The sequence below is a fragment of the Duganella callida genome, assembly GCF_004614165.1.
Classification (GTDB): domain Bacteria; phylum Pseudomonadota; class Gammaproteobacteria; order Burkholderiales; family Burkholderiaceae_D; genus Rugamonas; species Rugamonas callida.
In genome coordinates, this window is sequence record NZ_SPVG01000040.1 from 13,368 (window position 1) to 38,833 (window position 25,466).

Genomic DNA, 25,466 nt, shown 5'->3' on the forward strand with positions numbered 1-25,466 from the left:
GACGAATGTCAGACCTGACCCCGGATTTCGGCCGGCAGGTTGGCCAGGAACTGGTGGATCTGCGCCACCACCGCCGCGCCTTCGCCCACCGCCGCCGCCACCCGCTTGGTGGAACCGGCGCGCACGTCGCCGATGGCGAACACGCCCGGCACGCTGGTCTCCAGCATCGCGCGCGCGGGCAGGTCTTTCGGATACACGCCTTGCGCGAAGTTGGCCTTGCACTGCGACTTGGTGACGTCGAAGCCGGTACGGATGAAGCCGTGGTTGTCGACGTCGACGCCGCAATCGCCGAGCCAGCCGGTGTTGGGATCGGCGCCGATGAACAGGAACACGCGGCAGACGTCGTAATCGCGCTCTTCCCCGGCGCGGGCATCGCGCACGCGCACCTGCTGCAGGCCGTCCTCGTCGCCTTCCAGCGCGACGATTTCGGTGCAGGTGTGCAGTTCGATGTTGGGCGTGGCCCGGATGCGCTCGATCAGGTAGTTGGACATGGTCGACGACAGGCTGTCCTTGCGAATCAGCATGTGCACCTTGGACGCGTAGCCCGACAGGAACACCGCCGCCTGGCCGGCCGAGTTGCCGCCGCCCACCAGGATGATTTCTTCCGTCTTGCACAGTTTGGCTTCGACCGGCGAGGCCCAGTAGTACACGCCCTTGCCCTCGAACTGCTTGAGGTTGGCCAGCGACGGCCGGCGGTAGCGCGCGCCGCAGGACAGCACCACGGTCTTGGCCTGCAGGTGCTGCAGGCTGCCGCACATTTCCACCTGCAGCGGGTAGGTGTCGCAGATCAGGCGGCCGGCCGGCGCCGGGATGGCGATCTCGACGCCGAACTTCTGCGCCTGCACATAGGCGCGGCCGGCCAGCGCGCGGCCGGAGACGCCGGTCGGGAAGCCCAGGTAGTTTTCGATGCGCGCGCTGGCGCCGGCCTGGCCGCCATAGGCGCGCGTTTCCAGGATCAGCACCGACAAGCCTTCCGACGCCGCGTACACGGCGGTCGCCAGGCCGGCCGGGCCGGCGCCGACCACGATCACATCCCACACCTTGTCGGTGTCGAGTTCAGGCAGCATGCCCAGGCAGCGGCCGATATCGACCACGGTGGGATTTTTCTTGACCACGCCGTCCGGGCACACCACCAGCGGCAGCTCTTCCGCACGCGGCTGATAGTGTTCCAGCAGGTCGGCCGCCTGGCGGTTGTGTTCGGGATCGAGCACCAGGTGCGGATGGCCGTTGGCCTGCAGGAAGGTCTGCAGGGTATGGATGCGGCCATGGCCGCGCGGGCCGACGATCACCGGGCCGCCCGAGGCTTTTTCGATCAGGCCGACGCGGCGCAGGATCAGCGCGCGCACGATGCGCTCGCCCAGGTCGGCATGCGCCACCAGCAGCGCGCGCAGCGATTCCGACGGCACCACCAGCACTTCCACGTCGCCCACCGCGTGGCCGTTGCCCAGCGAAGGACGGCCCGACAGCTGCGCCACCTCGCCGCTGAACTGGCCCGGCATGTGGGTGGTCACGTAGGAGGTGTTGCCCAGGCCGTCATAGCGGTTGACTTCGATGCCCCCCTTGATCACCAGCATCAGGCCGAAGCTGGTCTTGCCCGCTTCGAAAATCATCTCGCCATTCTTGAAGCAGACCACGTGGCCGAAGCGGTGCATGTGGCGGATGTCGGCCTCGCTCAGGACCGGAAACATCTGGTGGTGACGTTTCTCCAGGTCGCTGACGGCCAGCGGGGACGGCTCGTCAGGGGTGAGCTCGGGCAGCAGTTCCATAGGGGTGGAGGACATGGTAATTCCGGGGTAATGAAGATGGTTGCACAACTGTTGCCAGTCTAGCGCAAGGCGGCGCGCCAGTCCAAGAAACCGGACATCTCTTTTGGGGTAGTCGGCCGGAATCGGACAACTCGGATAAAATGGTTCTTTTGGCGACTCCAACAAGAAGACGATGGCTTACAAGACTCTGCAAGATACGATAGGCAATACGCCGCTGGTGCAGTTGCAGCGCCTGCCCGGCGCCGAGGCCGCCGCGCGCGGCAACATCATCCTCGGCAAGCTTGAAGGCAACAACCCGGCCGGCTCGGTCAAGGACCGCGCCGCCATGTCGATGCTGCGCCGCGCCGAGGAGCGTGGCGACATCAAGCCCGGCGATACCCTGATCGAGGCCACCAGCGGCAACACCGGCATCGCGCTGGCCATGGCGGCCGCCATCCGCGGCTACAAGATGCTGCTGCTGATGCCGGAAAACCTCAGCGTGGAGCGGCGCCAGAGTATGGCCGCCTACGGCGCGCAGATCATGCTGACGCCCAAGACCGGCGGCATGGAGTACGCGCGCGACATGGCCGAGCAGCTGCAGAAGGACGGCAAGGGCATCATCCTCGACCAGTTCGCCAACCAGGACAATGCGCGCGCGCACTACGAGAGCACCGGGCCGGAAATCTGGCGCGATACCGACGGTCGCATCACCCATTTCGTCAGCGCCATGGGCACCACCGGCACCATCATGGGCTGCTCGCGCTATCTGAAGGAACAGAATCCCGGGATCCAGATCATCGGCGCCGAGCCGGAAGAGGGCTCGTCGATTCCCGGCATCCGCAAATGGCCGGAAGCCTATCTGCCGAAGATTTACGACCGGTCGCGCGTGGACCGCGTGGAATCGGTGTCGCAGGCGGCAGCCGAGCGCATGGCGCGCCGCATGGCGGCGGAAGAGGGCATATTCTGCGGGATTTCGGCGGCCGGCGCCTGTGAGATTGCCTTGCGGCTGTCGCAAACGGTGGAGAACGCGACGATCGTGTTCATCGTCTGCGACCGCGGCGACCGTTACCTGTCGACCGGGGTGTTCCCGGCATAAGGGCGGAACAAGGACCGCATCCCTCTGCCCGGCAGGGGGAGGGAGCGGCTAGTCGGATAACGCCGGGGCGGATCAGCCCTGGTTATTGTTGCCGTTGTTCGGGGTTTCGCCTTCTTTCGGCTTGAACTGCTTGTCGCTGATGCGGAACTTGTTGCGGCGGTCGCCCATCAGGTAACGCAGGTCGCGGATGCTCAGATCGCTCACTTCGTGCATGCGGATCAGCAGCGAGGCGCCGACCGGCAGACGATGGTGACGGATCTTGCTGATCACGGGCGGTGCCACTTCCAGTGCGCGCGACAGCGCTGCGTCGTTTTTCAGGCGCAGGTTCTCGATCAGGGTATCGAGCAGGCGGTTGGGATTGTATTGCAGCAGATCATCGCCTTCCGCATCGTTGTTCATATCTATGCCGACTTGGTTTGTCATGTCGTCTTTTCCTTCTGTAAAGTTGTCCTGCAAAGTACTACAACAATCGGAGCTTTGCCGCCTCAATGTCCATCCTTACCAGGAGACTTACCTACGGACACGGATTCCAGGATAACAAGTTAGTTTCATAATATATACACAATTGTACAACATCGTGCAATCTAATACTCTTCAGCAATACGAAATTTTCGTCTTCCCACAGAGTATTGTTGTCCGACTGCAACATTGTGTGAGAATTATACACCGACTTGTGTGCTAAGCTGCCTGTGCGCACTTTTGATGAACGATTAAAGTTAATTGTATAACAATTCCGTTGTAAAGCAGCCCACTTTGTCCTGCTTCAGTGTGCAGTGTGGACAAATTATTTCCAAGTGTCAACTAAACAATACTGTGGGCAAGTTCACACTTCAAGCGGTTTTACCGTTCCTTACATCCCTGAAGCCACGCCGGACGGCGGATTGGCGCCGCGCGACAGCTTGATCGCCCGTCCCAGTTCCACCACCGACATCGCATAAAAATAGCTGCGGTTGTATTGGGTGATGGCGTAGAAATTCGTGTTGGCCAGCCAGTACTCGGTCGCCTCGGCGCCATTTTGCAGGTCCACCAGGCCGTAGGTCTGCTGGGTCGGCAGCGGTGTGGCGGTGGTCACGCCGGCGGCATTCAGTTCCTGCACGCTATATTTGGGCAACAATCCCTGATTCAACATATTTTCCCACGTGCGATTGGCGGACACATTGGCGGCGTACACCAGCGGGCCGCCGCGTTCGCGGTCCCAGCCGTGCGCGACCAGGAAGGCCGCGACGCTGCCGATCGCATCCACCGGCGAGTTCAGCAGGTCGATCTGGCCGCTGCCGTCGAAGTCCACGGCGTATTTCATCAGGCTGCTCGGCATGAATTGCGGCATGCCGACCGCGCCCGCAAACGAGCCTTTCAGCGACAGCGGGTCGATGCCGGTCTGGCGCGCGAACAGCAGGGTGGCTTCCAGCTCGCCCTTGAAGAAGGCCATGCGTTCGCGCTGCTGCGGCGCCTCGGGATAGGAGAACGCCAGCGAGGTCAGCGCATCCAGCACGCGGAAGCGGCCGGTATTGCGGCCATACACCGTCTCGATGCCGATGATGCCGACCAGGATTTCGGCCGGCACGCCGTACAGCGATTCGGCGCGCGCCAGCGCCTCGGCGTTGTCATTCCAGAAGCGCACGCCGCCATCGACGCGGGTCGGGTCGATCATCAGCTTGCTGTAGGCTTGCCAGTTCTTGGGTTTGCCGGGCGGCGCCGGCTTGACCAGCTGTATGGCCGCATCGACGTAGCGCACCTGGTTGATCAGCGTGTCCAGCTCGGCGCGGTTGAAGCCGTCGCGCGCGGCGACGTCGTCGAGGAAGGCGCGCACCTCTTTCCAGTCGCCGAAGTTGACGTATTCGCCGGTGTAGTCGATGGCGGGCACGACCGGCTTTTTCGGCTTGGCCGCGGCTTTCTTCTTTTTGGTCTGCATGCTGGGCGGCAGTTTGTAGCCGTAGGGATCGACCGGGGCGGCGGCGGCGATCGTGGCTGCGCTCAGCAGCAGGGCGGTAAGCAAAGTCTTCATCGGCATAAACGTAACAAGTGGTTCAGCGTCGCCAGCGACGCCGAGCGTGATTCGGTCCCGCCAGCGCCATATTTCAGCATGCTGTACAGGTGCAAAAACTGCTGCATGGCGGCGTGTTTTTCCTCGGTGGCCGGCATGCCGCGCAGCCGCGCCGCGTAACGCTGCGGCCCTTCGGCCGCGCCGCGCGCATAACCGTGGCGCGCCTGCTGGCGGCAAAACGCGGCGTACACGCCATCCAGCGCATCGGCCGGCCGACCCCGCCGGCGTCGGCGCCACGCGTACAGCAAGCCTGCCACCAACAGGGCCGCCCCGGCTGTGCGCCAGTTGACGAAAGCGGCGCTTAGTTCTTCGAGGAAACTTCGCTGCCTATCGGGATTGTAATCCAGTACCCATTGATTCCAAGAATTATTCAACGCGGAATAGCGGTATCTGAGTTGCGCCAGCCACGAATCGGGATCGTTCTGCAGGTCGATCAAGGGCCCCAGGCCGAACGCGGCCGGCTGCGGCAGCGCCCGCGCCAGGCTGCGCTGCACGCGCTCGGGGGCGACGGCGGCGGTGGGATCGGCGCGCCGCCAGCCGCTGCCGGGCTGCCAGATCTCGGCCCAGGCGTGGGCGTCGGACTGGCGCACGGTCAGGTAGCCGTCAATGGGATTGCGTTCGCCGCCCTGGTAGCCGGTGACCACGCGCGCGTGCACCCCCATGGCGCGCATCAGCACCACGTAGGCGCCGGCGTAATGCTCGCAAAAGCCGGCCTTGCTGTCGAACAGGAAGCCGTCGACGGCGTCGCGGCCCAGCAGCGGCGGTTCCAGCGTGTAGCTGTAGCCGCCGTGGCGGAAGCGGTCCAGCACCGCCTGGCTGAGTTGCGCGGCGTCGGCGTCCGGCCGGGCGGCGCGCAGCTGCCGCGCCAGCGCCAGCGTGCGCGGGTTGAAGCCGGCCGGCAGTTCCAGCCAGCGCGTCATGCGTTCGGGACGCTCGCCGGCCTGCAGCTCGTAGTCCGGATAGCTGGCCGCGTCGAAGCGGATGCGCCGGCTGATGGGATCGGCGCTGTACTGCTCCATCTCGTCGGTGTCGCGCAGGCGCAGGCCGGGGATGCGCAGGTCGGGACCGACCAGTTCCAGCAACGCCAGCCAGGGCGTGTTGCTGGCTTCCATGGTGACTTCATAGCGTACCGGCTGGCCGCGCGCGCGGATCGCCACGTCCAGCCGCTGCAGGCCACGCTTGCGCGGCACGCGGGTCCAGGTGCGGCCGTCGTAGTCGCCCAGCACGATGCTGCGCCAGTACAGCCGCGGTTGCGCCGGCGTCGTGCCCAGGAAGCGTACGCGGAACGCCACCTCGTCGGACTGCGCCAGCGACGACAGGCTGCCGGGCGCCATGCTGTCGCTCAGACCGGTGCGGGCGGCGGCGTCGCCCGGCATGCCCCACAGCGGTCCCTGGATGCGCGGGAAGCCGATAAACAGCAGCAGCGCCAGCGGCGCGGCCAGCGCGCAGACCTTGGCCGTGATGCGCAGGCGCTGCCGCAACGGCGGCGCGGCGCCGGTGTACTGGAACGATTGCTGGGCCGTCAGCAGCACCGCCAGCGTCAGCGCCATCCACAGCGCGGTGGGCATGGCCTGCGAGTAGAAGAAGCTGGTCAGCAGGACGAAGAAGCACAGGAACACCACCACGAACAGGTCGCGCCTGGCGTGCATTTCCAGCAGCTTGAAGGTCAGCAGCAGCACCAGCATGGCGACGCCGGCGTCGCGGCCGAGCAGGGTGTGGAAGGTGCGGTAGACGCCGAACATGGCCGCCACCGCGATCGGCAGCAGCAGCCAGGCCGGCGGCTGGCGCCGGCCCAGCCAGGTGAGCGTCGCGCGCCAGGCCAGCGTGGTGCAGGCGAGGGCGCTGATCCACAACGGCAGGTGATCGAAGTGCGGCGCCAGCACCATCAGCGCGGCGGCCAGCAGCAGCAGCGTGTCCGCCTTGTCGCGCGTCAGCCGCAGCGCCAGCCGCGCGCTCAGGCCGCCGCGCCGTGCGCCGCTCATGGTTCGCCCTCCTTGCCGAACAAGGCCAGCGCCTCGAGACAGGCGGCGCGATGGGCGTCGCCGAGGGCGGGGCCATGGTCGTGATGCGCCAGCCGGAAGCGGTAGGGCAGCGCGCGCTGTTCCGCGTCCAGCACCCAGCTCGCCATGCGCGACAATTTATCCTCGATGTCCATCCGCGCCGGCAGCGCGGCGAAGTCCAGTGTCAGCTCGGCCACGGCGCCGCCTTCGAAATGCTTGGTCACCAGCTGCCCGCCCAGCGCCGGGTCGTGGCGCGCGATCTGGCGCCACGCCAGGTGCCGCATCGGATCGCCGGGCTGGTAGCTGCGGATGCCGGCAAAATTGTCCAGCCCCACCGTGCCATGCCCATCCTCGCTGGCCGCACCGGTGGACGGCAGCGGCGCCGCCGGCCACTCTGGCGCCGGATACACCAGCACGCGCGCCGCCGGCAGCCAGTAGCTCCAGGCGCGGAACAGGCCGAGCGGGAACCGCGTCACCAGCCGTACGCGCGGCGCCGTCAGCCAGCCGCGATGGCGCGTCGACGCCGACAGCCGCAGTGCCGCGCTGCCGGCGGCCGGCACATCGACCGCCTGGCGCGGCTCGCCATCGGCCTGAAAGCCCAGCCACACGGCAAAGCGGTCCTGGCGGCTGCTGTTATGCAGAAACAGCTCGAACTGCGCCTCCTCGCCGGCGAACACCGCTTGCGCACGCCCCGCCGACAGCTGCAGGAAGGCCAGATTCTTCGCCGTCAGATACATGTCCGCCACCGCGCAGGCGCCGGTGAAAAACGTCAGCGCGAAGCCCAGCCCCAGGTTGTAGTTGAGCGCGCCGATCAGCATCACCAGCAGCAGCACCGCAAACGCCAGTCCGGCGCGGGTGGGCAGGATGAACACGCGGCGCATGGTCAGCACCACCGTGCCCGGCTCGCTGTCGCGCAGCTGGAACAGCCATTTGTCCCGGCCCTTGCGGTACAGCGTGCGCAGCGCCGCCACCATGATCAGACCGGCACCGATTCCTGCAACTGCAGCACCAGGTCGCGGCTGGCCAGGGCCACGCCGTGCGCCGATTTCAGCGGCCGCAGGCGGTGCGCGCATACCGGCACCAGCACCGCCTGCACGTCTTCCGGCAGCACATGATCGCGTCCCTCGAGGGCGGCCCAGGCGCGCGCCGCCTGCAGCAGCGCGATGGCGGCGCGCGGGCTCAATCCTTCGGCGAACATGCCGTTCTGGCGCGACGCCGCCGCCAGCGCCTGCACATAATCGATCAGCGCCGGGGAGGTGTGCAGCTGTTTCAGGTCCTGCTGCGCCGCGGCCAGCTCGTCGCCCGTCATCGCCGCCGGCAGCGATTGCAGCAGCACGCGGCGGTCTTCGCCCATCAGCAGCGCGCGCTCGGCCGCCGCATCCGGATAGCCCAATGAAAGGCACATCAGAAAACGGTCGAGCTGCGATTCCGGCAGCGGGAAGGTGCCGATTTGATGGGTCGGATTCTGGGTGGCGATCACGAAGAAAGGCGCGGGCAGCGGCCGCGTCACGCCGTCGGCGCTGACCTGGCGCTCTTCCATCGCCTCCAGCAGGCCCGATTGCGTCTTGGGCGTGGCGCGGTTGATCTCGTCGGCCAGCAGCACCTGGGTAAAGATCGGCCCCGGATGGAACATGAAACCGTTGCGCTCGCGCTCATAGATGGAAATGCCATTGACGTCGGCCGGCAGCAGGTCGCTGGTGAACTGGATGCGATTGAAGCGCAGCCCCAGCGAAATCGCCAGCGCATGGGCCAGCGTGGTCTTGCCCACGCCCGGCACGTCCTCCACCAGCAGATGGCCGCCGGCCAGCAGGCAGGCCAGCGCTTGCCGGATTTGCAAATCCTTGCCGACGATGATGTCGCCCACCTGGCGTGCTACCGCATGCAATTTTGTGGTCATGATATGTATGGTAGATTAGCACCTGTGGGGAGATTCTATAACACATGACTACTGCCATTTACAGCCATCCCGATTGTCTGCGCCACGACATGGGCGACTGGCATCCCGAGGCGCCGGCCCGCCTGCAGGCGATTTCCGACCAGCTGATCGGCTCGCACATCGCCGACCTGCTGGAATACCGCGAGGCGCCGCTGGCGGACCTTGCCGATATCGAGCGCAACCACAGCAAGAACGCCATCGCCATCGTGCGCGACAACGTGCCGGCCGAGGGCGACACCTATCCGATCGATGGCGACACCTCGCTCAACGCCTGGAGCTGGCGCGCGGCCCAGCGCGCGGCCGGCGCCGCGGTGGCCGCCACCAATGCGGTGCTCGACGGCGAGATCGACAACGCCTTCTGCTCGGTGCGTCCGCCCGGCCACCACGCGCGGCCGGTGGAGCCGATGGGCTTCTGCCTGTTCAACAACGTCGCCATCGCCGCGCGCCACGCGCTGGACGTGCGCGGCCTGCGGCGCGTGGCCATCGTCGACTTCGACGTCCATCACGGCAACGGCACCGAGGAATCCTTCCTCGACGAGCCGCGCGTGCTGATGGTGAGCTTCTTCCAGCACCCGCTGTATCCCTACACCGATCCCAAGCCGATCACCGACCACATGGTCAACGTGCCGGTGCCGGCCTACACCAAGGGCGAGGCGGTGCGCCAGGTGGTCAGCGGGCAGTGGCTGCCGGCGCTGCACGCGTTCAAGCCGGAGATGATCTTCATCTCGGCCGGCTTCGACGCCCACCGCGAAGACGACATCGGCGGCATGGGCCTGGTCGAAGCCGATTACGCCTGGATCACCGACCAGATCATGGCGGTGGCGCGCCAGTACGCGCAGGGCCGCATCGTCAGCTGCCTGGAAGGCGGCTACAACCTGTCGGCGCTGGGCCGCAGCGTGGTGGCCCATCTGAAGGCGCTGGCCGAGCTTTAAGTCCCCGGCCGCAGGATCACCTTGCGGCAATCCTCCTGCTTCTTGTCGAAGATGCGGTAACCCTCGGCCGCCTGCTCCAGCGGCAGGCGGTGGGTGATGATGCTGTCCGGGTGCAGCCGGCCTTCGCGGATATGCTCGAGCAGCTCGGGCATGTAGCGCTGCACGTGGGTCTGGCCGCCGCGGATGGTGATGCCTTTCTCGAAGGCGTCGCCGAACATGAAGCCGTGGATGAAGCCCGCGTACACGCCGGGGACGCTGACCACGCCGCCGCGCCGTACCGCCGCGATGCACTGGCGCAGGGCCGCGCCGCTGCTGCCTTCCAGTTTGAGATTGGTGAGCGCGGTTTCCAGCGCGCTGCCCTTGGCCTCGAAGCCGATGGCGTCGATCACGCCGTCGACGCCGCGGTTGGCGGTGTGCGCGATGATCACCTCGGCCGCATCGAGCTTGTCGAAATTGACCGGCACCACGCCGTAGGCCTCGCGCGCGAACTGCAGGCGGTATTCGTGGTGATCGACCATGAAGATGGTGTCCGCGCCCAGCATGCGCGCGCACGCGGCCGCCATCAGTCCGACCGGACCGGCGCCGAAGATGGCCAGGCTGCCGCCGGGCTTGAGCTCGGTGTTGAGCACCGCCTGGTAGCCGGTCGGCAGGATATCGCTGAGGAACAGCACCTGTTCGTCGCTGAGCGCGGGCGGGATCCTGATCGGTCCCGTGTTCGCCTTCGGCACGCGCACGTATTCGGCCTGGCCGCCCGGCACGCCGCCGTAGTTGTGGGTGTAGCCGAACATGGCGGCGCCGGGCCGCAGCGACTTCTTGTTGAGCAGCGTGCCCTGGTCGGGATTGGTGGTTTCGCAGGCCGAATACAGGTGCAGGTTGCAGAAGTGGCACTGGCCGCAGGCGATCACGAACGGCACCACCACCCGGTCGCCGCGCTGCAGCGCCGTCACGCCCGGCCCGGTCTCGACCACTTCGCCCATGAATTCATGGCCGAGGATGTCGCCGGCAATCAGCCCCGGCACCTTGCCGCGGTAGAGGTGCAGGTCGGAACCGCAGATGGCGGTGGCGGTGATGCGCAGGATGACGTCGTCGGCCTCCTGCAGGGTGGGATCGGGCACGGTATCGACCTTGACGTCGTGTGCCGAGTGGTAGACAAGCGCGCGCATGGTGGCCTCCATAAGCAGTGGGAGTGACCATCATGCAGCGCGCCGCCGCCGCGCGCTGTCAGCGCACTGGCTAAGGCGGCGTAGGAGCAGGACTAGGCGCCGGCCGGGCGCGCGGATCAGCCGTGCACCGCCTGGCCGTTGCGGGCCGACCAGCGGTACAGGCCCCAGACGATGGCGGCGCCGACGATCAGCGCCACGGTCATGCCCTGGCCTTCGCTCATGCCGTTGGCGATGGCCAGCGGTTCACCCTTGCCCGACAGGACGATCAGGCCGGCCAGCGCGACGTTGAACAGACTCTCGCCGACGATGAAGCCGGACATCACCAGCACGCCGATGCGCTTGGCCGCCTCGCCGCCGACCTTCTTCTCGACCGCGCGGTCGAACAGCCAGCCGGTGACGGCGCCGATCACCACCGGCGTGATGACCGCGCTCGGCAGGTAAATCGCCAGGCCCACGCCCAGCGGCGGCAGGCTGTACTTGTCGTTGCTGGACTTCTTCAGCGCGAAGTTGATCAACACCAGCACCAGGCCGATCAGCACGCCGTAGCCGAGCAGATCCCACTGCAGGTTGCCGCCGATGACGCCCTTGGCCAGGGTCGAAATCAGCAGCGCCTGCGGCGCGGCCAGCGGCTGGTCCGAGATCGAATCCAGATTCGGCGCGCCCTGGAAGCCGTTGGCGTGGTTCAGCAGTTCCAGCACCGGCGGCACCACGCAGGAGCCGGCGGCGACACCGATCAGCAGGCCGACCTGCTGCTTCCACGGCGTGGCGTTGACCAACTGGCCGGTCTTCAGATCCTGCAGGTTGTCGTTACCGATCACCGCCACCGCCAGCACCACGGTGGTGACGAACAGCGCGAACGCGATCAGCGATTGCGCCACCTCCGGTCCCATCACCGCGCGGCCGACCATGCCGACGCTGAGCGCGGCGCCGAGAATGGTCAGGATGGCGATGCCGGACACCGGCGAATTCGAGGAACCGATCAGGCCCGCCATGTAACCGCAGACGGCGGCGGCGAACATGCCGGCGATCAGGATGTAGCCGACGCCCACCGCCACCAGCGGCAGCGTCAGCGAGGCCAGCACGCCGCCCTGCAGGAAGCTGGCCAGCAGCCAGCCGGCCGGCACCATGGCGATCAGCGTCACCAGGCCGACGATAAAGATCGGCAGGTCCATCTCCGTGCGGTCCAGCACCGCGCCGTCCAGTTTGGCCTTGCGCGCGGTTTCCATGGCCGACTTCAGGCCGCCCAGAATCGGCTTGGCCAGGCCGGCCAGCGTGATGATGGCGGCGATGCCGATCACGCCGGCGCCCATCATGCGCACTTCCTTGGACCAGATGCTGAGCGCATGGTCGGCGGCCGACATGCCGGCGGCGGCCGGCGTCAGCGAGGTCATGATCGGCACCAGGATGCCCCAGGCGATAATGGTGCCCACGCCCATGGCGACACCGACGGTGATGCCCATCAGGTGGCCGGCGCCGATCAGCGCCAGCGAGCTCGATGCGCCGACGCCGGTGGCGCCCGTACCGGTGCGGAAGTAGATCGACACCTCGGCGGCCAGCAGCTTGGCGGCGGCGCCGGCGGCGAACAGCGCCGACGTCACGCTGCCCCAGATCACGGCGCGCAGGCCGGCCTTGCCCTCGGCCGCGCCCTCGCGCGAGGCCATGCCGACTTTCAGCACCTCGGCCGCGGCGACGCCCTCCGGATAGGGCAGGTCGGACTGCGACACCAGCGCGCGGCGCAGCGGCACCGTGTACATCACCCCCAGCACGCCGCCGATGGCGCAGGCGCCGAAGGTCGGCCAGAACGGCACGTGCGCCCACCAGCCTATCATCAGCAGGCCAGGCAGCACGAAGATCACCGACGCCAGCGTGCCGGCGGCCGAGGCGATGGTCTGAACGATGTTGTTTTCCTGGATGGTGGCATCCTTGAAGGCGCTCAGCAGCGCCATCGAAATCACCGCGGCGGGGATCGAGGTGGCGAAAGTCAGGCCCACCTTCAGCCCCAGGTAGACCTGGGCGGCCGTGAATATCAGCGTGATCAGAATGCCCAGAATAATCCCGCGAAGGGTGATTTCCTTCGGGGTGGACGGTGCAGCTATGCTCATCTTCAGCACTCCGGTTTGTGAAAGATTATTATTTGTTTAAGCAGAAAAGGGGAAAAGCGCCCCATGATAAACGAATCCCGGACGGGGCAGAGGGTAAAATAGCGGATTGTCAGAACGATTTTGAAGGTCAGAGCATGTCGATACAATGGTACCCGGGGCACATGAACGCCGCCAAAAAGAAGGCGGCGGAACAGATGGAGAACATCGATCTGGTGATCGAAGTGGTCGACGCGCGCCTGCCCGAGGCCAGCACCAACCCGATGGTGGAAGAACTGCGCAAGTTCCGCCAGCGTCCGTGCCTGAAAATCCTCAACAAGATCGACCTGGCGGATCCGGCCGCCACCAGCGCCTGGAGCGCCTACTACAACGCGCAGGAAGGCGTGACCGCCTATGCCATGACCACCAAGAAGCCGGGCGACGTCGCCCGCATCCTGGACCTGGCCAAGCAGCTGGCGCCGCACCGCGGCGTGCCGACCAAGCCGCTGCGCATGATGATCATGGGAATTCCCAACGTCGGCAAATCGACGCTGATGAACGCGCTGCTGAAAAAACGCGTGGCGAAAGTCGGCGACGAACCGGCGGTGACCAAGGCGCAGCAAAAGCTCTACCTGGACAAGAACACCGTGCTGGTCGACACCCCCGGCATGCTGTGGCCGAAGATCGAACTGCCGAGCGACGGCCTGATGCTGGCCGCCAGCCACGCCATCGGCACCAACGCGCTGATTGAAGAAGAAGTGGCGGAATTCCTGGCCGGCGAGCTGCTGGTGAGTTATCCCGAGCTGCTGGTGGCGCGCTACGGCTTCAAGGAAATCGACCGGATGGACGCGATCGGCGTAGTGGAAGGCGTCGGCATCAAGCGCGGCTTCCGCCAGAAGGGTGGCGACCTCGATTACGAAAAAGCCGCGCACACCTTCCTGGGCGACTACCGCAGTGGCGCCTTGGGCCGCATCTCGCTGGAAACGCCGCAGACGCGCGCAGTGCGCCTGGCCGCGCACGCCGAAGCGGTGGCGCAGAAAGCCGCCGAAAAAGCCGCCATCGCCGCCGAAAAAGCCCGCGCCGCCGCCAACGGCAAGCGCGGCACCTAAGATCGGGCCCGACTCCGTCAGCCGAAGCGGAAGCTGCTGACGGCGAGGGCGCCCATGAAGGCGTCTTCGTGGTAGGGCATGCTGGCGGTGTCGGTTTCGGCCGCGCCCAGCACCACCATCAGCGGCAGCAGGTGTTCTTCGCGCGGATGGGCCATGCGTGCGGCCGGCGCGCGTTCCCACTCCAGCAGTTGTGCTGTGCGTTGCGCCGGCGGCAGCGCCATGGTCTGCTGCAGCCATTGGTCGAAGGCGTGCGACGCGGCCGCGCCCTGGGCGTTGAAGGCGCGCAGGTTGTGGTAGCTCAGGCCACTGCCGATGATCAGTACGCCCTGGTCGCGCAGCGGCGCCAGCAGGCGGCCGACTTCTACGTGCGTCTGCGGATCGAGGCCGTATTTCAGCGACAGTTGCACGATCGGCACGTCCGCCTTGGGGTACACAGGATACATGGCGCTGAAGGTGCCGTGGTCATAGCCGCGCTGCGGGTCCAGCACGGCGCGGTGGCCGCCCGCTTCCAGCAATTGCTGTACCTGCGCCGCCAGCTCCGGCGAGCCCGGCGCCGGGTATTGCACCTCGTAGGTGTGCGGCGGGAAGCCTCCGTAGTCGTAGATCATCGGCGGCTTGGGCGAGGCGGACAGCATGAAGTCGCGGCCTTCCCAGTGCGCGGTGATGACCAGCACCGCCTTGGGCGTGACGCCGATCTGGCACGGGATGTCGCGCAGCGAGGCGTCCAGTTTGCCGTAGCGGTCGCCGACCTGGTCCATCATGAAGGGCCACGGGCCGCCGCCGTGCGACAGGAAGTAGGTAGGGAGTGTGCTCATAGTGGGAGTTCCTTTCAACGTCCAATATAAACACTCAACCTGCCGCAATCAATGTAGGAAATATAGATGGATCATATCTAAATTGTGAATGATTGCCGACCTGGCCGTTGACAGGCGTATAATCTCGGCTGTTCTGGCGCCTGGGAAACACAGGGCCGCTGCACGGAATCCGTGCCGGCTAAGGTGTGCTGCCCCCGCAACGGTAACGCAGGATCACGTCCTGCCAGCCCGGATACCGGCCAGACGAGGGGGGAGCCGCCGCGGCTTCCGTACGCTTCCGGTTCTGCGGGGACGCAGGACGGATGTCTTCTAGCGAAAACGATTTATATGATTTCCTCCGCCTTCCGTCCGCAGCTGCTGGCAGCTGCCGTTTCCCTGTGCTTTGCCGCGACCGCGATGGCCGAAGATGTGGCCTCGGTGGTGGTCACCGGCGCGCGCTTCGACGCCACGCCGGAGCTGGCACCAATCGGCGCCACCATCATCGGCGCCGACGAGATCCGCCGTGCCGGCGCCAATGACGTCAATTCGGCCATCCGCAAGATCGGCGGCGTCTACGGCCGCCAGAGCCTGGACGGCAGTCCGGATTTCGGCCTGGACCTGCGCGGCTTCGGCACCAACAGCAGCCAGAATCTGGTGATCGTGCTGGATGGCGTCCGCTTGTCGGAGAATGAACTGAGCAACGCCGTCCTGTCGACCATCCCGATCGACACCGTGGACCGCATCGAGATTCTGCGCGGCGGCGCCAGTGTGCTGTATGGCGATGGCGCCACCGCCGGTGTGATCAACATCGTCACCAAACGTCCGGGCAAGAATACCAGCCGCGCCAGCGTGTTCGTCGAGGGCGGCCAGTTCAACGCCGGCGAGGTGCGCGTCTCCGGCGCTCAGGCCTGGGAAGGTTTCGCGGCCGACGCCACGCTCGGCCACCAGCGCACTGACAACTATCGCGATAACAACGAATTCAAACAGACGCAGTTCAGCGGCGGTGCGCAGTGGTTCGCCAATCAGTTCGACCGCATCGGTTTCCGCTACGAGGGAGCGCGCCAGGATTCGCGTTTTGCCGGCTCGCTGAAGCTGGAGGAATTCCAGGCCAATCCGCGCCAGACCCTGACGCCGGACGATCACGGCTCGCTGGACAGCGACCGCCTGACCGTGTTCGGCCAGTACCGCCTGTACGGCCACGATCTGGCGGCCGATCTGTCGTACCGTAAGAAGACGGTGGACTCGGCTTACTTCTCCAGCGCTGGCGCCTCTACCGCCAGCTATGAAAGCAAGCAATTGCAGTTCTCACCGCGCGTGCGCAGGCTGGGCGCGGTCAACGGCATGATCAATGAGCTGGTGGCGGGTCTGGACTTCATCAAATGGGAACGCACCGGCCTGGGCGTGTTCGGCGGCTTCCCTTATTCCTCGGCGGAGGCCAACCAGAAATCCAAGGCCGTCTACCTGCGCGACGAACTGCGCTTCGACGCTGAGCATGACGGCCGCATTTCGGCGGGCGTGCGCCGCGAGCTGTTCGACAAGGATTTCAGTGATCCGGTCAACTACGCCACCACCGGTTACAACGTGGTGCAGGGCCTGAACGCATGGGAGCTGCAGGCCAGCTACATGCCGGTCGCGAACCTGACCGTGTACGGCAAATTCGGCCAAAGCTACCGCGTCGCCAACTCGGACGAAAACGCCGTCACGCCGGTGCTCAACCAGCCGCTGGCACCGCAGCAGTCGCACGATGCGGAGCTGGGCGCCAGCTGGAACAATGCCATGCAGAAGATCACCGCGCGCCTGTTCCGCCACAATCTGACCAATGAGATCTTCTACGATCCGACCCTTAACTTCGGCTTCGGCGCCAACACCAATCTGGATCCGACGCGCCGCCAGGGCTTCGAGCTCGATGCCGAGCAGCGCATCGCCAGCGACTGGAACGTCAGCGCGCACTACCAGCATGTCGACGCCAATTTCCGCGCCGGCGCCAACGACGGCAAGCAGATCGTGCTGGTGCCGAAGAACGTGCTGACCGCGCGCCTGAGTTGGACGCCGGCCGGCGGCCACACCGCCGACGTCGGCGCGCAGTGGGTGGACAAGCAGCGCTACGGCTCCGACTTCGCCAACAGCTGCGCGGGCCAGATCCCGTCCTACACCACGCTGGACGCACGCTATGCGATCAAGTTCGGCCAGTGGGAATGGGCGGTCTCCGGCCAGAACCTGGCGGACAAGCATTACTACTCGCAGGCCTACTCCTGCCGCGATGGCCAGTACTCCGGCATCTATCCCTCCGACGGCCGCCAGCTGAAACTGTCGGCGCGCTACGACTTCTGATGAGGCGCGCCGCCATCACGCTGCTGGCGCTGGCCGGCAGCGCCCATGCCGCCATCACCGTGCGGGACGATGCCGGCAACACCGTCACGCTGGCCAAGCCCGCCCAGCGCGTGATCTCGACCGCGCCGCACATCACCGAGCTGCTGTTCGCGGCCGGCGGCGGCGAGCGTGTGGTCGGCGTCATGAACTACAGCGATTATCCGGAAGCGGCAAAGCGCCTCCCGGTGATCGGCAGCGATGCGCAGATCGACCTGGAGCGCCTGCTGGCGCTGCGTCCCGACCTGTTGGTGGTCTGGCAGAGCGGGAATACCGAACGCCAGCTGGCGCAGCTGAAAAGCCTGGGTATTCCGCTCTTCTACAGCGAGCCGAAAAAGCTGGACGACGTGGCCACCAGCCTGACCCGTCTGGGCCAGTTGCTCGGCACCGAGCCGGCGGCGCAGGCGGCCGCGCGCGACTACCGGCAAAAAATCGCCCAACTGACCGCCACCTACGCGCAGCGTCCGCCGGTGCGGGTGTTCTATCAGATCTGGGAAAAGCCCCTGTACACGCTGAACGGTGAGCACATCGTCAGCGACGCGCTGCGGGTGTGCGGCGGACGCAACATCTTCGCCGGCCTGAAAGTGGCCGCGCCCCAGGTCAGCACGGAAGCCGTGTTGCAGGAAAACCCGGAGGCGGTGATCGGCGGCGAGCGCCACGACAGCCAGGCCGGCATCCAGATCTGGCAGCCGTACAGGGGCTTGCTGGCGGTCCAGCGCGGCAATCTGTTCGTGCTCGACAGCGAAACCCTGGTGCGCGCCACCCCGCGCATCGCGGCCGGCGTCGCGGTTTTGTGCGACAAGCTGGAGGCCGCCCGGCGTCACCGTCCTTAAAACGGGCTTAATGACTAGGACTAGGCGGTAAAAAAGTGGTAATCTCCCCGCGTTTGCCACTCATTACATGAAGGATAGATAATGCGCTTTCTGAGCTTCCTGCGTCCCCTGCTTGCCACCGTCGCCTTCATGGCTGTCGCCGCCGGCGCCCATGCCGCCGATTTCAAGGATGGCGTCGATTTCAACACCGTCAACGCACCGCGTCCGGACACCGGCAAAAAGGTCGAGGTGCTGGAATTCTTCATGTACCACTGCCCGCACTGCAACGCGCTGGACCCGGCGCTGGCCGAATGGGTGAAAAAGAACAGCGACAAGATCGTGTTCCGCCGCATGCACATGGGGGAAGACCCGCAGGCCAAGGCGTTCTATACGCTGGAAGCCATGGGCGTGCTGACCGATGAGCTGCACCAGAAGATTTTCCGCGCCATCCACGTCGACCACAACCGCCTGAACACCGACGCGGCGCTGCTGGACTTCCTGGTCAAGAACGGTGTGGACAAGGCCAAGTACCAGGAAACCATCAATTCGTTCGGCGTTCAAACCAAACTGAAACGCGGTGTGCAAGTCGCGAATTTGTATAAACTGGATAGTGTGCCGGCGATCGTCATCGACGGTCATTACACCACTTCGCCAGCGGTGGCCGGCCATGGCCTGAACTCGGCGCCTGCCGCGCACGCCGCGATGTTTGCGGTCGCCGACAGCCTGGTCGCCAAGTCGCTGCAGGAACGCGCGGGCAAGAAGTAAATCGAGGAAGGACGGGTAGGAACATGAAATTCCCCAGAAACGAGCAGGAGGAAGCCGAAGGCCAGGTGATGAAGATCTACAAGGAGTCTTCGCCCGCGCTGGAAACCTTGTTTGAATGGGCCTATATCAACCATCTGGCGTGGAGCCTGGTGGTGATTTTTCTGGGCCTGATTTTCTGGCTGTGCCTTGCCTTGGTCAACGCCGAGAACCAGCGCAACGCGCTGATGACCAAGCAGTGCATGGACCCGATCTTCAAGACCGAGCTGGATAAGAAGTGTCTGCGCACGGTGAAGTCGCGCGAGCACTGGTGGGAGCATCTGAGCTATGCGCTCGGCCACGTCAGCCCTGAAAAATAAGCATGCAAGCCCGCGTCCAGCGGGCTTTTTTCATAGGATGCGCGCATGAGGCAAGTGATACTGGTGACCGGCAGCAGCCGTGGCATAGGCGGCGCGACAGCCCTGATGGCGGCACGCCGCGGCTACGCGGTCTGCATCAATTACCACAGCAATGCCGCCGCCGCCGAGCGGTTGCGTGCGCAGATCGTGGCCGAGGGCGGCGAGGCGATTGCGGTGCAGGCCGACGTCGGCGTCGAGGCGGACGTGCTGCGCCTGTTCACCACCATCGACGAGGAACTGGGGGTGCTGACCGCGCTGGTCAACAATGTCGGCGTGCTGGAACAGCAGGGCAAGCTGGCCGATATGTCGGTGGCGCGGCTGAAGCGCGTGTTCGACACCAATATCCTCAGCTACTTCCTGTGCAGCCGCGAAGCGGTGCGGCGCATGTCCACCGCGCGCGGCGGGCAGGGCGGGGCCATCGTCAACGTTTCGTCGGGTGCGTCGCGCCATGGCGGCGGCAATGTGTATGTCGACTATGCCGCGTCCAAGGGCGCGGTGGATGTGCTGACGCTGGGACTGTCGAAGGAAGTCGGCGGCGAAGGCATCCGCGTCAACTGCGTGCGGCCGGGGATCATCTACACCGACATCCACGCCAGCGGCGGCGATCCGGGCAGGGTGGACAAGCTGGCCTCCACGGTGCCGATGCAGCGCGGCGGCCAGCCGGAGGAAATCGCCGAGACCATCCTGTGGCTGCTGAGTCCACAGGCGTCCTACGTCAGCGGCGCCATCGTCGACGCCGGCGGCGCGCGTTAGTCTTCGGGCTGTTCCAGCGCCGCCAGGGTGGTGTCCAGCACCGCGCGCAGGCGCGGCGAGCGTTTCAGGTCCTTGTGATAGCCGGCCCAGATGTCGCGCCCCGGTGGCGGCTCGCCCAGATCGACCAGGTGCAGGCCGCGCACGGCGTCGCCCATGCAGCGTGGCAGCACCGCCAGCCCGGCGCCGCTGCGGCACAAGCTGGCCTGTACATCGCGGCTGTTGGCGCGCAGCGCGACGTGGGCCTTGGGCAGGCGACGCCGTAACCACGGCACGTCCGCCAGATCGCCATACGCGGTATCCATCGTGATCAGCCGCTGGCCCGCGCCGTCCGCGCCGCCGGCCTGCGGCCTACCTGCCTGCCGCAGGTAGGCGCTGGAAGCGTACACGCCAAACGGCGCATGCATGGCCTTGCGCTGGATGACGTCCGGCTCGTCGAACTGGCGGAAGCGGAACACCAGGTCGGCCTCGCGGCGCGCCAGGCTGACCAGCCGCGTCTCGCTGACCAGTTCTATGGTCATGCCCGGATGCTCGACACTGAAGCGGGCAAAGATGGGCGCCAGCAGATGCGCGCCGAACCACTCGGTGGTGGAGACCCGCAGCAGGCCTTCCAGTTGCTGGCGGCCGGACAATTTGCGGACCACGGCATCCGCCTCATGCGCCATCTGCTGCACGTGCTCAAGCACGGCCTCACCGTCCCTCGTCAGCAGGAAGCCGTCACCGGTCCGCTGGAACAAGGTATAGCCCAGCTGTTCTTCGAGCACGCGGATGCGGCGGCCCATGGTGGGTTGCGACTGGCCCAATGCGCGCGCGGCGGCGCCCAGCGTACCGTTGTGCGCGATGGCGAGAAAAATCTTCAGGTCGTCCCAGTTGGCGTTCATGGCTTGCTCATGCATTTTTGAATGATGATAACTCATTTATAGGGGTATTCAATGCGTTTTGCATGAACTACCCTAGCCACATTCATCATTCGAGGAGCAAAACATGAAACGCATCTTGATCGCGGAACTGGTCATCGGCGTCAGCCTGGCCATGAGCGTCGGCGCGCGGGCATCCGAGCCGCTGAAAGTGGAAGCGCAAAGCGACAGCATGATCTGGAATGGCGTGGCCGTGGACGGCCAGCGCGTGTTCGTCGCCGGTCCGCGCTGGACCGGATCGAAAGGGCCGGCGGTGGGCCTGCTCGACAAGGCCGGCAAGCCGCAGCCGTATCCGGACGCCGGCTGGAACGGCTGGAGAAAGGGCGATAACAACGCCGTTGCTTTCGTCAACGTCAACGCCATCCACCTGGACGGCAAGGGCAGTCTGTGGGCCATCGACAGCGGCTCGCCCGACTTCGGCGGCGATCCGCTGCCGCACGGTGCCAAGGCGGTGCAGATCGACCTGCGCACCAACCGCGTCAAGCATGTATATGAATTCGGCCCCGGCGTGGAGCTGCCCGGCAGCTACGTGGACGACATCCGCTTTCATGGCGACCACGCCTACCTGACCGACGCCGGCAAGCCCGGCATCATCGTGCTGGACCTGAAGACCGGCCAGGCACGCCGCGTACTCGATGGCTCGCCGTCCACCACCGCACCGAAGGACCGCGTGATCGATGTCGCCGGCACGGTGGTGCGCGGCGGCGACGGCGCGCCGCTGCGCGTCAACGCCGATCCGTTCGAGGTCAGCCCCGACGGCAAACATCTGTATTTCGGCCCGCTGTCCGGCCCCTGGTCGCAGATCGAAACCCGGCTGCTGGACGATCCGGCCGTGGATGCGGCCACGCTGGAACGTGCCGTCCAGCCCTGGGCGGACTTGCCGCCGGTCGGTGGCACCGCCATGGATGCGAAAGGCAATCTGTATTTCACCGACCTGAAAACCAGCAGCCTGAAAAAACGCACGCCGGACGGCAAGGTCAGCACCGTGATTCAGGACGAACGCCTGCACTGGGTCGATGCGCCTGTGATCGACGCCCGCAACCGCATCTGGCTGCCGGTGCCGCAGATGGACCGTGGCGCCTTGTTCAATCAGGGTGTGTCCAAGGTGCAGTGGCCGGTCACGCTGTATTCGCTGCAGCTGGAAGGAGGCGCGAAATGAAACCGGTGATACGTCTGGGTCACATCGACCTTTCCTTCCATGCCGCCAGTGCCGAAGTGGTGGCGGCGCTGCTGCGCCTGCACGGCCACGAGGTGCAAATGCTTAAAGCGCCGCACGAGAAAATGTTCGAAATGCTGGGGCGCGGCGAGGTCGATGTGATGGCCTCCGCCTGGCTGCCGGCCAGCCATGAGAAGTATCTTGCGCCGATCCGCGACCAGGTGCGCGAACTGACCGTGCTGTACGAACCGTATTGCATCTGGGGCGTGCCCGATTACGTGCCGGAAGAGGTGCTGGCGTCGGTGGACGACCTGCGCAAGCCGGAGGTGCTGGCGCGCATGCGGCGCGCCATCCAGGGCATCAACCCCGGCGCCGGCATCAGCCGTTTTTCGGCGGCCATGGTGGAAGCTTACGGCCTGTCGGAGCTGGGCTACCGCTTCCAGAGCGGCAGCGAGGAAGACTGCTTCGGCACCTACGAGCGCGCGGTGGCTGCGGGCGAGTGGGCCATCATCCCGCTCTGGCATCCGCAATTCCTGCATGCGCGCCAACGCATTCGCGCGCTGCACGAACCCAAGGGCATGCTGGGCGGACAGGACGCGGCCACGCTGGTGATGCGGCGCGATGCCGAGCCCAAAATGGACGCCGCCACCGTCCGCGCGCTGGAAGGACTTTACCTGGGCAATGACGTGGTGACCGCGATCGACGCCCAGCTTCAATGACAGCTTGAAGGTGCTTCAACACGCGGCCGCATTCTCAGGCGTACGGGCGGGGCGCAGAATAACTCCATCAACTCATCCAACAGGAATCCACCATGAAACCCGCTATCCTCGCCAGTCTGCTGATCGCCGGCGCCGCTCACGCCGAACCCGTCACCGACGCCGCCCGTACCTATGCCGCCTTCTGGAATACGGGCGACGCGGCCCTGGCGCGCCAGGCGCTGTCGCCGGACTTTATCGACCGCACCTTGCCCGCCGGCCGCGTGCAGGGTGTCGAGGGGCCGCTGCAAGCATCGGCCTTCTTCCGCACCGCCGTGCCGGACCTGAAAGCCGAAGCCACCCACATCGTGCCGAACGGCGACATGGTGTCGGTACGCCTGCACTTCAGCGGTCACTTCACCGGCAAATTCGGCGATGTACAGGGCCAGGGCCAGACCATCGACTTCCAGGCCTTCGACCTGTATCACGTGGTGGACGGCCGCATCGCCGAGAACTGGCACCTGGAGGACAACCTGACCCTGATGCAGCAACTGGGCCTCATCCCAGGTCCGCAAAGCGCTCCATCAAGAAGTCAATGAGCAGCTTGATGCGCGGCGGCTGGTAGCGGTTGCGGTGGTAGAGGAGATTCAGCGGCGCGCTGTCGGTGAAATACTCGTCCAGCACCGTCGCCAGCCGTCCGCAGCGCAGATCCTCGGCGATGTCGAGGATCGATTTGTAGGCATAGCCCTGGCCGGCGATGGCCCACTTGCGGATGATTTCGCCGTCGTTGCTCTGCTGCGTGCGGCGCACGCGCACGGTGCGGCGCTCGTCGGCCTCGTCGTTGGTGCAGTAGCGCCACTCCTGCATCGGGCCGAGCGCCGTCACCAGCACCAGCGTCGGCAGGGTGGCCAGATCTTCCGGTACCGCCGGACCGCCGGTCTGCAATATCAGCGATGGCGCGGCGCACACCACGCGCCGGCTCGGCGCCAGCACGCGTGCCACCATTTCGCTGTCGGCCAGCTGGCCGTAGCGCAGCGCCAGGTCGATCTCGTCCTGCACCAGGTTGGAGGTGTTATCGCTCAGCGTCAGCGCATACTGCACTTCCGGGTGCTGCTGGCGGAACTGATCCAGCATCGGCATCAGCACATTGCGTCCCAGGTCGGACGGCGCCGCAATCTTCACCACTCCGCGCACGGAATCGGTGCCGGCATGCAGGCTGGATTCCGCTTCCGCCATCAGCGCCATCGCCTGCTCGCTGAAGTGGCGATACAACTTGCCTTCCTCGGTCAGGCGCAGCTGGCGCGTGGTGCGCTCGAACAGCTTGACCTGCAGCGACGCTTCCAGGCGCTGGATGCTGGCGCTGGCCGCCGCCGGCGACATGCCCTGCTTGCGGCCGGCGGCCGAAAAGCTGCCCAACTGGGCGGCGTCGAGAAACAGGCGTATCACCGAAAACCGGTCAGTGCCGCCCTGGATGTCTGAAGTGTTCATAAATCCTATTATCCATGAATCACCACGGTGCAGGTGGTGCCGGCCACCAGGTCCAGGTCCTTGGGCTTGGCGTCGATGTGGACGCGCACCGGCACGCGCTGCGCCAGGCGCACCCAGTTGAAGGTCGGATTGACGTCGGCCAGCAGCTCGCGGCCCAGGTTGGCGTCGCGGTCGGTGATGCCGCGCGCGATGCTTTCGATATGGCCCTGCAGCAGGGTATCGCCGCTCATCAGGCGCACGTCCACCTTGTCGTTCAGTTTCAGCAGCGGCAGCTTGGTTTCTTCAAAATAGCCGACCACGTAGAAGGACTCGCTGTCCACCAGCGCCAGCTTGGACGCGCCGACAGCGGCGAAATCGCCGGGGTGTACATTCAGGTTGGTGACATAGCCGGTCACCGGCGCGCGCACCACCGTGCGTTCCAGATTCAGTTCGGCCAGGTGCACCGAGGACAGTGCGGCCTGATACTGCGCCGACGCGGTGCCGACCGCGAATTCCGCCGTCTCCTTGCTTTCGGCCGAGACGACCGCATCGTCCAGGCTACCGCGGCGTTTGGCCTCGCTGGCGCGGCGGCCCTTTTCGACCTGCTGCATGGCCAGCACGGAACGTGCCTGTAGAACCGCGTTTTCATAGCGCGCCTTGTCGACCACGAACAGCACATCGCCTTTCTGCACCAGCTGGTTGTCGCGCACCCGCACTTCGGTCACGGTGCCGGCGACGTCGGCGCTGATGGTGACCACGTCGGCCTTGACGCGGCCATCGCGGGTCCAGGCCGATTCCATGTAGTGATCCCAGGCCGAGCGGCCCATCCACAGGGCCGCCGCCAGCAATAGCATGGTCAGGCAAAAACGGAAAATTTTAGAGGCGCTCACAGAAGGTACTCGCAGAGAATGGTTGGGTTTATTTGTACAGCGTGACCAGCAGGAAGCTGAAGATGCAGACGAACATGCACAGGCGCACCAGCGCCGGATGCCAGCTGCGACGATAGGCGCCGACATGGCTGAGCACCGCGTCCAGCGCCAGCTGCAGCAGGGCGCTCAGCAGGAACACCGGCAGCACGCCGGGCAGCAGGATGCCAAAAAAGTCGACTTCACGAGGCACGGATTTCTCCTGTAGATAACTGGTCCAGCAAGGACGTGTAGATGGAATGCAGATCGGTCAGCGCGGTGGCCAGGCGCGCGCGGCGTTCCGGCTGGGCGTCCGGCAGCGCGGCGCGCACGGCGGTGC

The 25,466-nt window shown here is 65.7% G+C and carries 24 protein-coding genes and 1 riboswitch; of the genes, 11 read left to right on the forward strand and 13 right to left on the reverse strand.

Going from position 1 to position 25,466, the window contains the following annotated elements:
• Positions 1 to 8: 8 nt before the first annotated feature.
• Entirely contained in the window at positions 9 to 1,781 is a 1,773-nt protein-coding gene (locus E4L98_RS04330; protein ID WP_135200344.1) for an FAD-dependent oxidoreductase, read from the reverse strand.
• A gap of 157 nt (positions 1,782 to 1,938) precedes the next feature.
• On the opposite strand from E4L98_RS04330, the gene cysM reads away from it, so the two are divergent.
• A complete protein-coding gene (cysM, locus tag E4L98_RS04335; RefSeq protein ID WP_135200345.1) occupies positions 1,939 to 2,841 on the forward strand; it encodes a cysteine synthase CysM in 903 nt (300 codons plus the stop codon).
• A gap of 72 nt (positions 2,842 to 2,913) precedes the next feature.
• Here the strand turns inward: cysM and E4L98_RS04340 are convergent, their stop codons facing one another.
• From E4L98_RS04340 to E4L98_RS04360, 5 genes are all read right to left on the reverse strand, one after another.
• Positions 2,914 to 3,264, reverse strand: coding sequence for a hypothetical protein (locus E4L98_RS04340; RefSeq protein ID WP_135200346.1), 351 nt, complete (start codon positions 3,262 to 3,264; stop codon positions 2,914 to 2,916).
• A gap of 427 nt (positions 3,265 to 3,691) precedes the next feature.
• The gene (gene mltB / locus E4L98_RS04345; RefSeq protein WP_135200347.1) at positions 3,692 to 4,852 is read right to left on the reverse strand and encodes a lytic murein transglycosylase B; all 1,161 of its coding nucleotides are present in this window, start codon (positions 4,850 to 4,852) and stop codon (positions 3,692 to 3,694) included.
• On the reverse strand, positions 4,843 to 6,867 hold the full coding sequence (locus E4L98_RS04350) for a transglutaminase TgpA family protein (protein WP_135200348.1): 2,025 nt from the start codon (positions 6,865 to 6,867) through the stop codon (positions 4,843 to 4,845). The genes mltB and E4L98_RS04350 overlap by 10 nt, the downstream gene beginning before the upstream one ends.
• Entirely contained in the window at positions 6,864 to 7,859 is a 996-nt protein-coding gene (locus E4L98_RS04355) for a DUF58 domain-containing protein (RefSeq protein ID WP_135200349.1), read from the reverse strand. Before E4L98_RS04355 ends, E4L98_RS04350 begins: the two co-directional genes overlap by 4 nt.
• 2 nt (positions 7,860 to 7,861) lie before the next feature.
• A complete protein-coding gene (locus E4L98_RS04360; protein ID WP_135200350.1) occupies positions 7,862 to 8,782 on the reverse strand; it encodes an AAA family ATPase in 921 nt (306 codons plus the stop codon).
• A 44-nt stretch (positions 8,783 to 8,826) separates the two neighbouring features.
• Between E4L98_RS04360 and E4L98_RS04365 the strand changes: the two genes are divergently transcribed.
• The gene (locus tag E4L98_RS04365; protein ID WP_135200351.1) at positions 8,827 to 9,753 is read left to right on the forward strand and encodes a histone deacetylase family protein; all 927 of its coding nucleotides are present in this window, start codon (positions 8,827 to 8,829) and stop codon (positions 9,751 to 9,753) included.
• Here the strand turns inward: E4L98_RS04365 and E4L98_RS04370 are convergent.
• Positions 9,750 to 10,916: a zinc-dependent alcohol dehydrogenase gene (locus E4L98_RS04370; protein ID WP_135200352.1), complete on the reverse strand. Its 1,167-nt coding sequence runs from the start codon at positions 10,914 to 10,916 to the stop codon at positions 9,750 to 9,752. The genes E4L98_RS04365 and E4L98_RS04370 overlap by 4 nt on opposite strands.
• Positions 10,917 to 11,032: 116 nt before the next feature.
• Entirely contained in the window at positions 11,033 to 13,018 is a 1,986-nt protein-coding gene (locus tag E4L98_RS04375; protein ID WP_135200353.1) for an OPT family oligopeptide transporter, read from the reverse strand.
• A gap of 134 nt (positions 13,019 to 13,152) precedes the next feature.
• On the opposite strand from E4L98_RS04375, the gene ylqF reads away from it, so the two are divergent.
• A complete protein-coding gene (ylqF, locus tag E4L98_RS04380) occupies positions 13,153 to 14,103 on the forward strand; it encodes a ribosome biogenesis GTPase YlqF (RefSeq protein WP_135200354.1) in 951 nt (316 codons plus the stop codon).
• 17 nt (positions 14,104 to 14,120) lie between these two features.
• On the opposite strand, the gene E4L98_RS04385 is transcribed toward ylqF, so the two are convergent.
• On the reverse strand, positions 14,121 to 14,918 hold the full coding sequence (locus E4L98_RS04385) for a DODA-type extradiol aromatic ring-opening family dioxygenase (protein WP_135200355.1): 798 nt from the start codon (positions 14,916 to 14,918) through the stop codon (positions 14,121 to 14,123).
• Positions 14,919 to 15,035: 117 nt separating this feature from the next.
• Positions 15,036 to 15,176, forward strand: a riboswitch (cobalamin riboswitch).
• Positions 15,177 to 15,245: 69 nt separating this feature from the next.
• Between E4L98_RS04385 and E4L98_RS04390 the strand changes: the two genes are divergently transcribed.
• From E4L98_RS04390 to E4L98_RS04410, 5 genes are all read left to right on the forward strand, one after another.
• The gene (locus E4L98_RS04390; RefSeq protein WP_135200356.1) at positions 15,246 to 17,228 is read left to right on the forward strand and encodes a TonB-dependent receptor; all 1,983 of its coding nucleotides are present in this window, start codon (positions 15,246 to 15,248) and stop codon (positions 17,226 to 17,228) included.
• On the forward strand, positions 17,228 to 18,097 hold the full coding sequence (locus E4L98_RS04395; RefSeq protein ID WP_135200357.1) for a cobalamin-binding protein: 870 nt from the start codon (positions 17,228 to 17,230) through the stop codon (positions 18,095 to 18,097). The genes E4L98_RS04390 and E4L98_RS04395 overlap by 1 nt, the downstream gene beginning before the upstream one ends.
• A gap of 81 nt (positions 18,098 to 18,178) precedes the next feature.
• Positions 18,179 to 18,841 (forward strand): thiol:disulfide interchange protein DsbA/DsbL, encoded by a 663-nt coding sequence (locus tag E4L98_RS04400; protein WP_135200358.1) that lies wholly within the window; start codon positions 18,179 to 18,181, stop codon positions 18,839 to 18,841.
• Positions 18,842 to 18,864: 23 nt separating this feature from the next.
• Entirely contained in the window at positions 18,865 to 19,197 is a 333-nt protein-coding gene (locus E4L98_RS04405) for a hypothetical protein (RefSeq protein WP_135200359.1), read from the forward strand.
• 45 nt (positions 19,198 to 19,242) lie between these two features.
• Entirely contained in the window at positions 19,243 to 19,989 is a 747-nt protein-coding gene (locus E4L98_RS04410; protein ID WP_135200360.1) for an SDR family oxidoreductase, read from the forward strand.
• Here E4L98_RS04410 and E4L98_RS04415 read toward each other — a convergent pair.
• Positions 19,986 to 20,867, reverse strand: a complete 882-nt coding sequence (locus tag E4L98_RS04415; RefSeq protein ID WP_135200361.1) for a LysR family transcriptional regulator — start codon at positions 20,865 to 20,867, stop codon at positions 19,986 to 19,988. The two genes, E4L98_RS04410 and E4L98_RS04415, sit on opposite strands and share 4 nt — an antisense overlap.
• A 103-nt stretch (positions 20,868 to 20,970) precedes the next feature.
• Between E4L98_RS04415 and E4L98_RS04420 the strand changes: the two genes are divergently transcribed.
• The 3 genes from E4L98_RS04420 (at position 20,971) to E4L98_RS04430 (ending at position 23,353) form a co-directional block, all read left to right on the forward strand.
• Positions 20,971 to 22,062, forward strand: coding sequence for an L-dopachrome tautomerase-related protein (locus tag E4L98_RS04420; RefSeq protein WP_135200362.1), 1,092 nt, complete (start codon positions 20,971 to 20,973; stop codon positions 22,060 to 22,062).
• Entirely contained in the window at positions 22,059 to 22,778 is a 720-nt protein-coding gene (locus E4L98_RS04425) for a glycine betaine ABC transporter substrate-binding protein (RefSeq protein WP_135200363.1), read from the forward strand. The genes E4L98_RS04420 and E4L98_RS04425 overlap by 4 nt, the downstream gene beginning before the upstream one ends.
• A 92-nt stretch (positions 22,779 to 22,870) precedes the next feature.
• A complete protein-coding gene (locus tag E4L98_RS04430) occupies positions 22,871 to 23,353 on the forward strand; it encodes an ester cyclase (protein ID WP_135200364.1) in 483 nt (160 codons plus the stop codon).
• Here E4L98_RS04430 and E4L98_RS04435 read toward each other — a convergent pair.
• Genes E4L98_RS04435 through E4L98_RS04445 form a run of 3 tightly spaced genes read right to left on the reverse strand, consistent with a single transcriptional unit; the run spans position 23,313 to position 25,340 of the window.
• Positions 23,313 to 24,242 carry a LysR family transcriptional regulator gene (locus E4L98_RS04435; protein WP_229257242.1) on the reverse strand — a complete coding sequence of 310 codons (930 nt, stop codon included), beginning with the start codon at positions 24,240 to 24,242 and terminating at the stop codon, positions 23,313 to 23,315. The two genes, E4L98_RS04430 and E4L98_RS04435, sit on opposite strands and share 41 nt — an antisense overlap.
• An 8-nt stretch (positions 24,243 to 24,250) precedes the next feature.
• A complete protein-coding gene (locus E4L98_RS04440; protein WP_135200365.1) occupies positions 24,251 to 25,111 on the reverse strand; it encodes an efflux RND transporter periplasmic adaptor subunit in 861 nt (286 codons plus the stop codon).
• A gap of 28 nt (positions 25,112 to 25,139) precedes the next feature.
• Positions 25,140 to 25,340 carry a DUF1656 domain-containing protein gene (locus tag E4L98_RS04445; protein ID WP_135200366.1) on the reverse strand — a complete coding sequence of 67 codons (201 nt, stop codon included), beginning with the start codon at positions 25,338 to 25,340 and terminating at the stop codon, positions 25,140 to 25,142.
• Positions 25,341 to 25,466 lie beyond the last annotated feature (126 nt).

Coding starts and splice junctions, on each gene's coding strand:
- E4L98_RS04330 (WP_135200344.1), bottom strand. CDS start 1,781: ATGTCCTCCACCCCTATGGAACTGCTGCCCGAGCTCACCCCTGACGAG.
- cysM (WP_135200345.1), top strand. CDS start 1,939: ATGGCTTACAAGACTCTGCAAGATACGATAGGCAATACGCCGCTGGTG.
- E4L98_RS04340 (WP_135200346.1), bottom strand. CDS start 3,264: ATGACAAACCAAGTCGGCATAGATATGAACAACGATGCGGAAGGCGAT.
- mltB (WP_135200347.1), bottom strand. CDS start 4,852: ATGCCGATGAAGACTTTGCTTACCGCCCTGCTGCTGAGCGCAGCCACG.
- E4L98_RS04350 (WP_135200348.1), bottom strand. CDS start 6,867: ATGAGCGGCGCACGGCGCGGCGGCCTGAGCGCGCGGCTGGCGCTGCGG.
- E4L98_RS04355 (WP_135200349.1), bottom strand. CDS start 7,859: ATGGTGGCGGCGCTGCGCACGCTGTACCGCAAGGGCCGGGACAAATGG.
- E4L98_RS04360 (WP_135200350.1), bottom strand. CDS start 8,782: ATGACCACAAAATTGCATGCGGTAGCACGCCAGGTGGGCGACATCATC.
- E4L98_RS04365 (WP_135200351.1), top strand. CDS start 8,827: ATGACTACTGCCATTTACAGCCATCCCGATTGTCTGCGCCACGACATG.
- E4L98_RS04370 (WP_135200352.1), bottom strand. CDS start 10,916: ATGCGCGCGCTTGTCTACCACTCGGCACACGACGTCAAGGTCGATACC.
- E4L98_RS04375 (WP_135200353.1), bottom strand. CDS start 13,018: ATGAGCATAGCTGCACCGTCCACCCCGAAGGAAATCACCCTTCGCGGG.
- ylqF (WP_135200354.1), top strand. CDS start 13,153: ATGTCGATACAATGGTACCCGGGGCACATGAACGCCGCCAAAAAGAAG.
- E4L98_RS04385 (WP_135200355.1), bottom strand. CDS start 14,918: ATGAGCACACTCCCTACCTACTTCCTGTCGCACGGCGGCGGCCCGTGG.
- E4L98_RS04390 (WP_135200356.1), top strand. CDS start 15,246: ATGATTTCCTCCGCCTTCCGTCCGCAGCTGCTGGCAGCTGCCGTTTCC.
- E4L98_RS04395 (WP_135200357.1), top strand. CDS start 17,228: ATGAGGCGCGCCGCCATCACGCTGCTGGCGCTGGCCGGCAGCGCCCAT.
- E4L98_RS04400 (WP_135200358.1), top strand. CDS start 18,179: ATGCGCTTTCTGAGCTTCCTGCGTCCCCTGCTTGCCACCGTCGCCTTC.
- E4L98_RS04405 (WP_135200359.1), top strand. CDS start 18,865: ATGAAATTCCCCAGAAACGAGCAGGAGGAAGCCGAAGGCCAGGTGATG.
- E4L98_RS04410 (WP_135200360.1), top strand. CDS start 19,243: ATGAGGCAAGTGATACTGGTGACCGGCAGCAGCCGTGGCATAGGCGGC.
- E4L98_RS04415 (WP_135200361.1), bottom strand. CDS start 20,867: ATGAACGCCAACTGGGACGACCTGAAGATTTTTCTCGCCATCGCGCAC.
- E4L98_RS04420 (WP_135200362.1), top strand. CDS start 20,971: ATGAAACGCATCTTGATCGCGGAACTGGTCATCGGCGTCAGCCTGGCC.
- E4L98_RS04425 (WP_135200363.1), top strand. CDS start 22,059: ATGAAACCGGTGATACGTCTGGGTCACATCGACCTTTCCTTCCATGCC.
- E4L98_RS04430 (WP_135200364.1), top strand. CDS start 22,871: ATGAAACCCGCTATCCTCGCCAGTCTGCTGATCGCCGGCGCCGCTCAC.
- E4L98_RS04435 (WP_229257242.1), bottom strand. CDS start 24,242: ATGAACACTTCAGACATCCAGGGCGGCACTGACCGGTTTTCGGTGATA.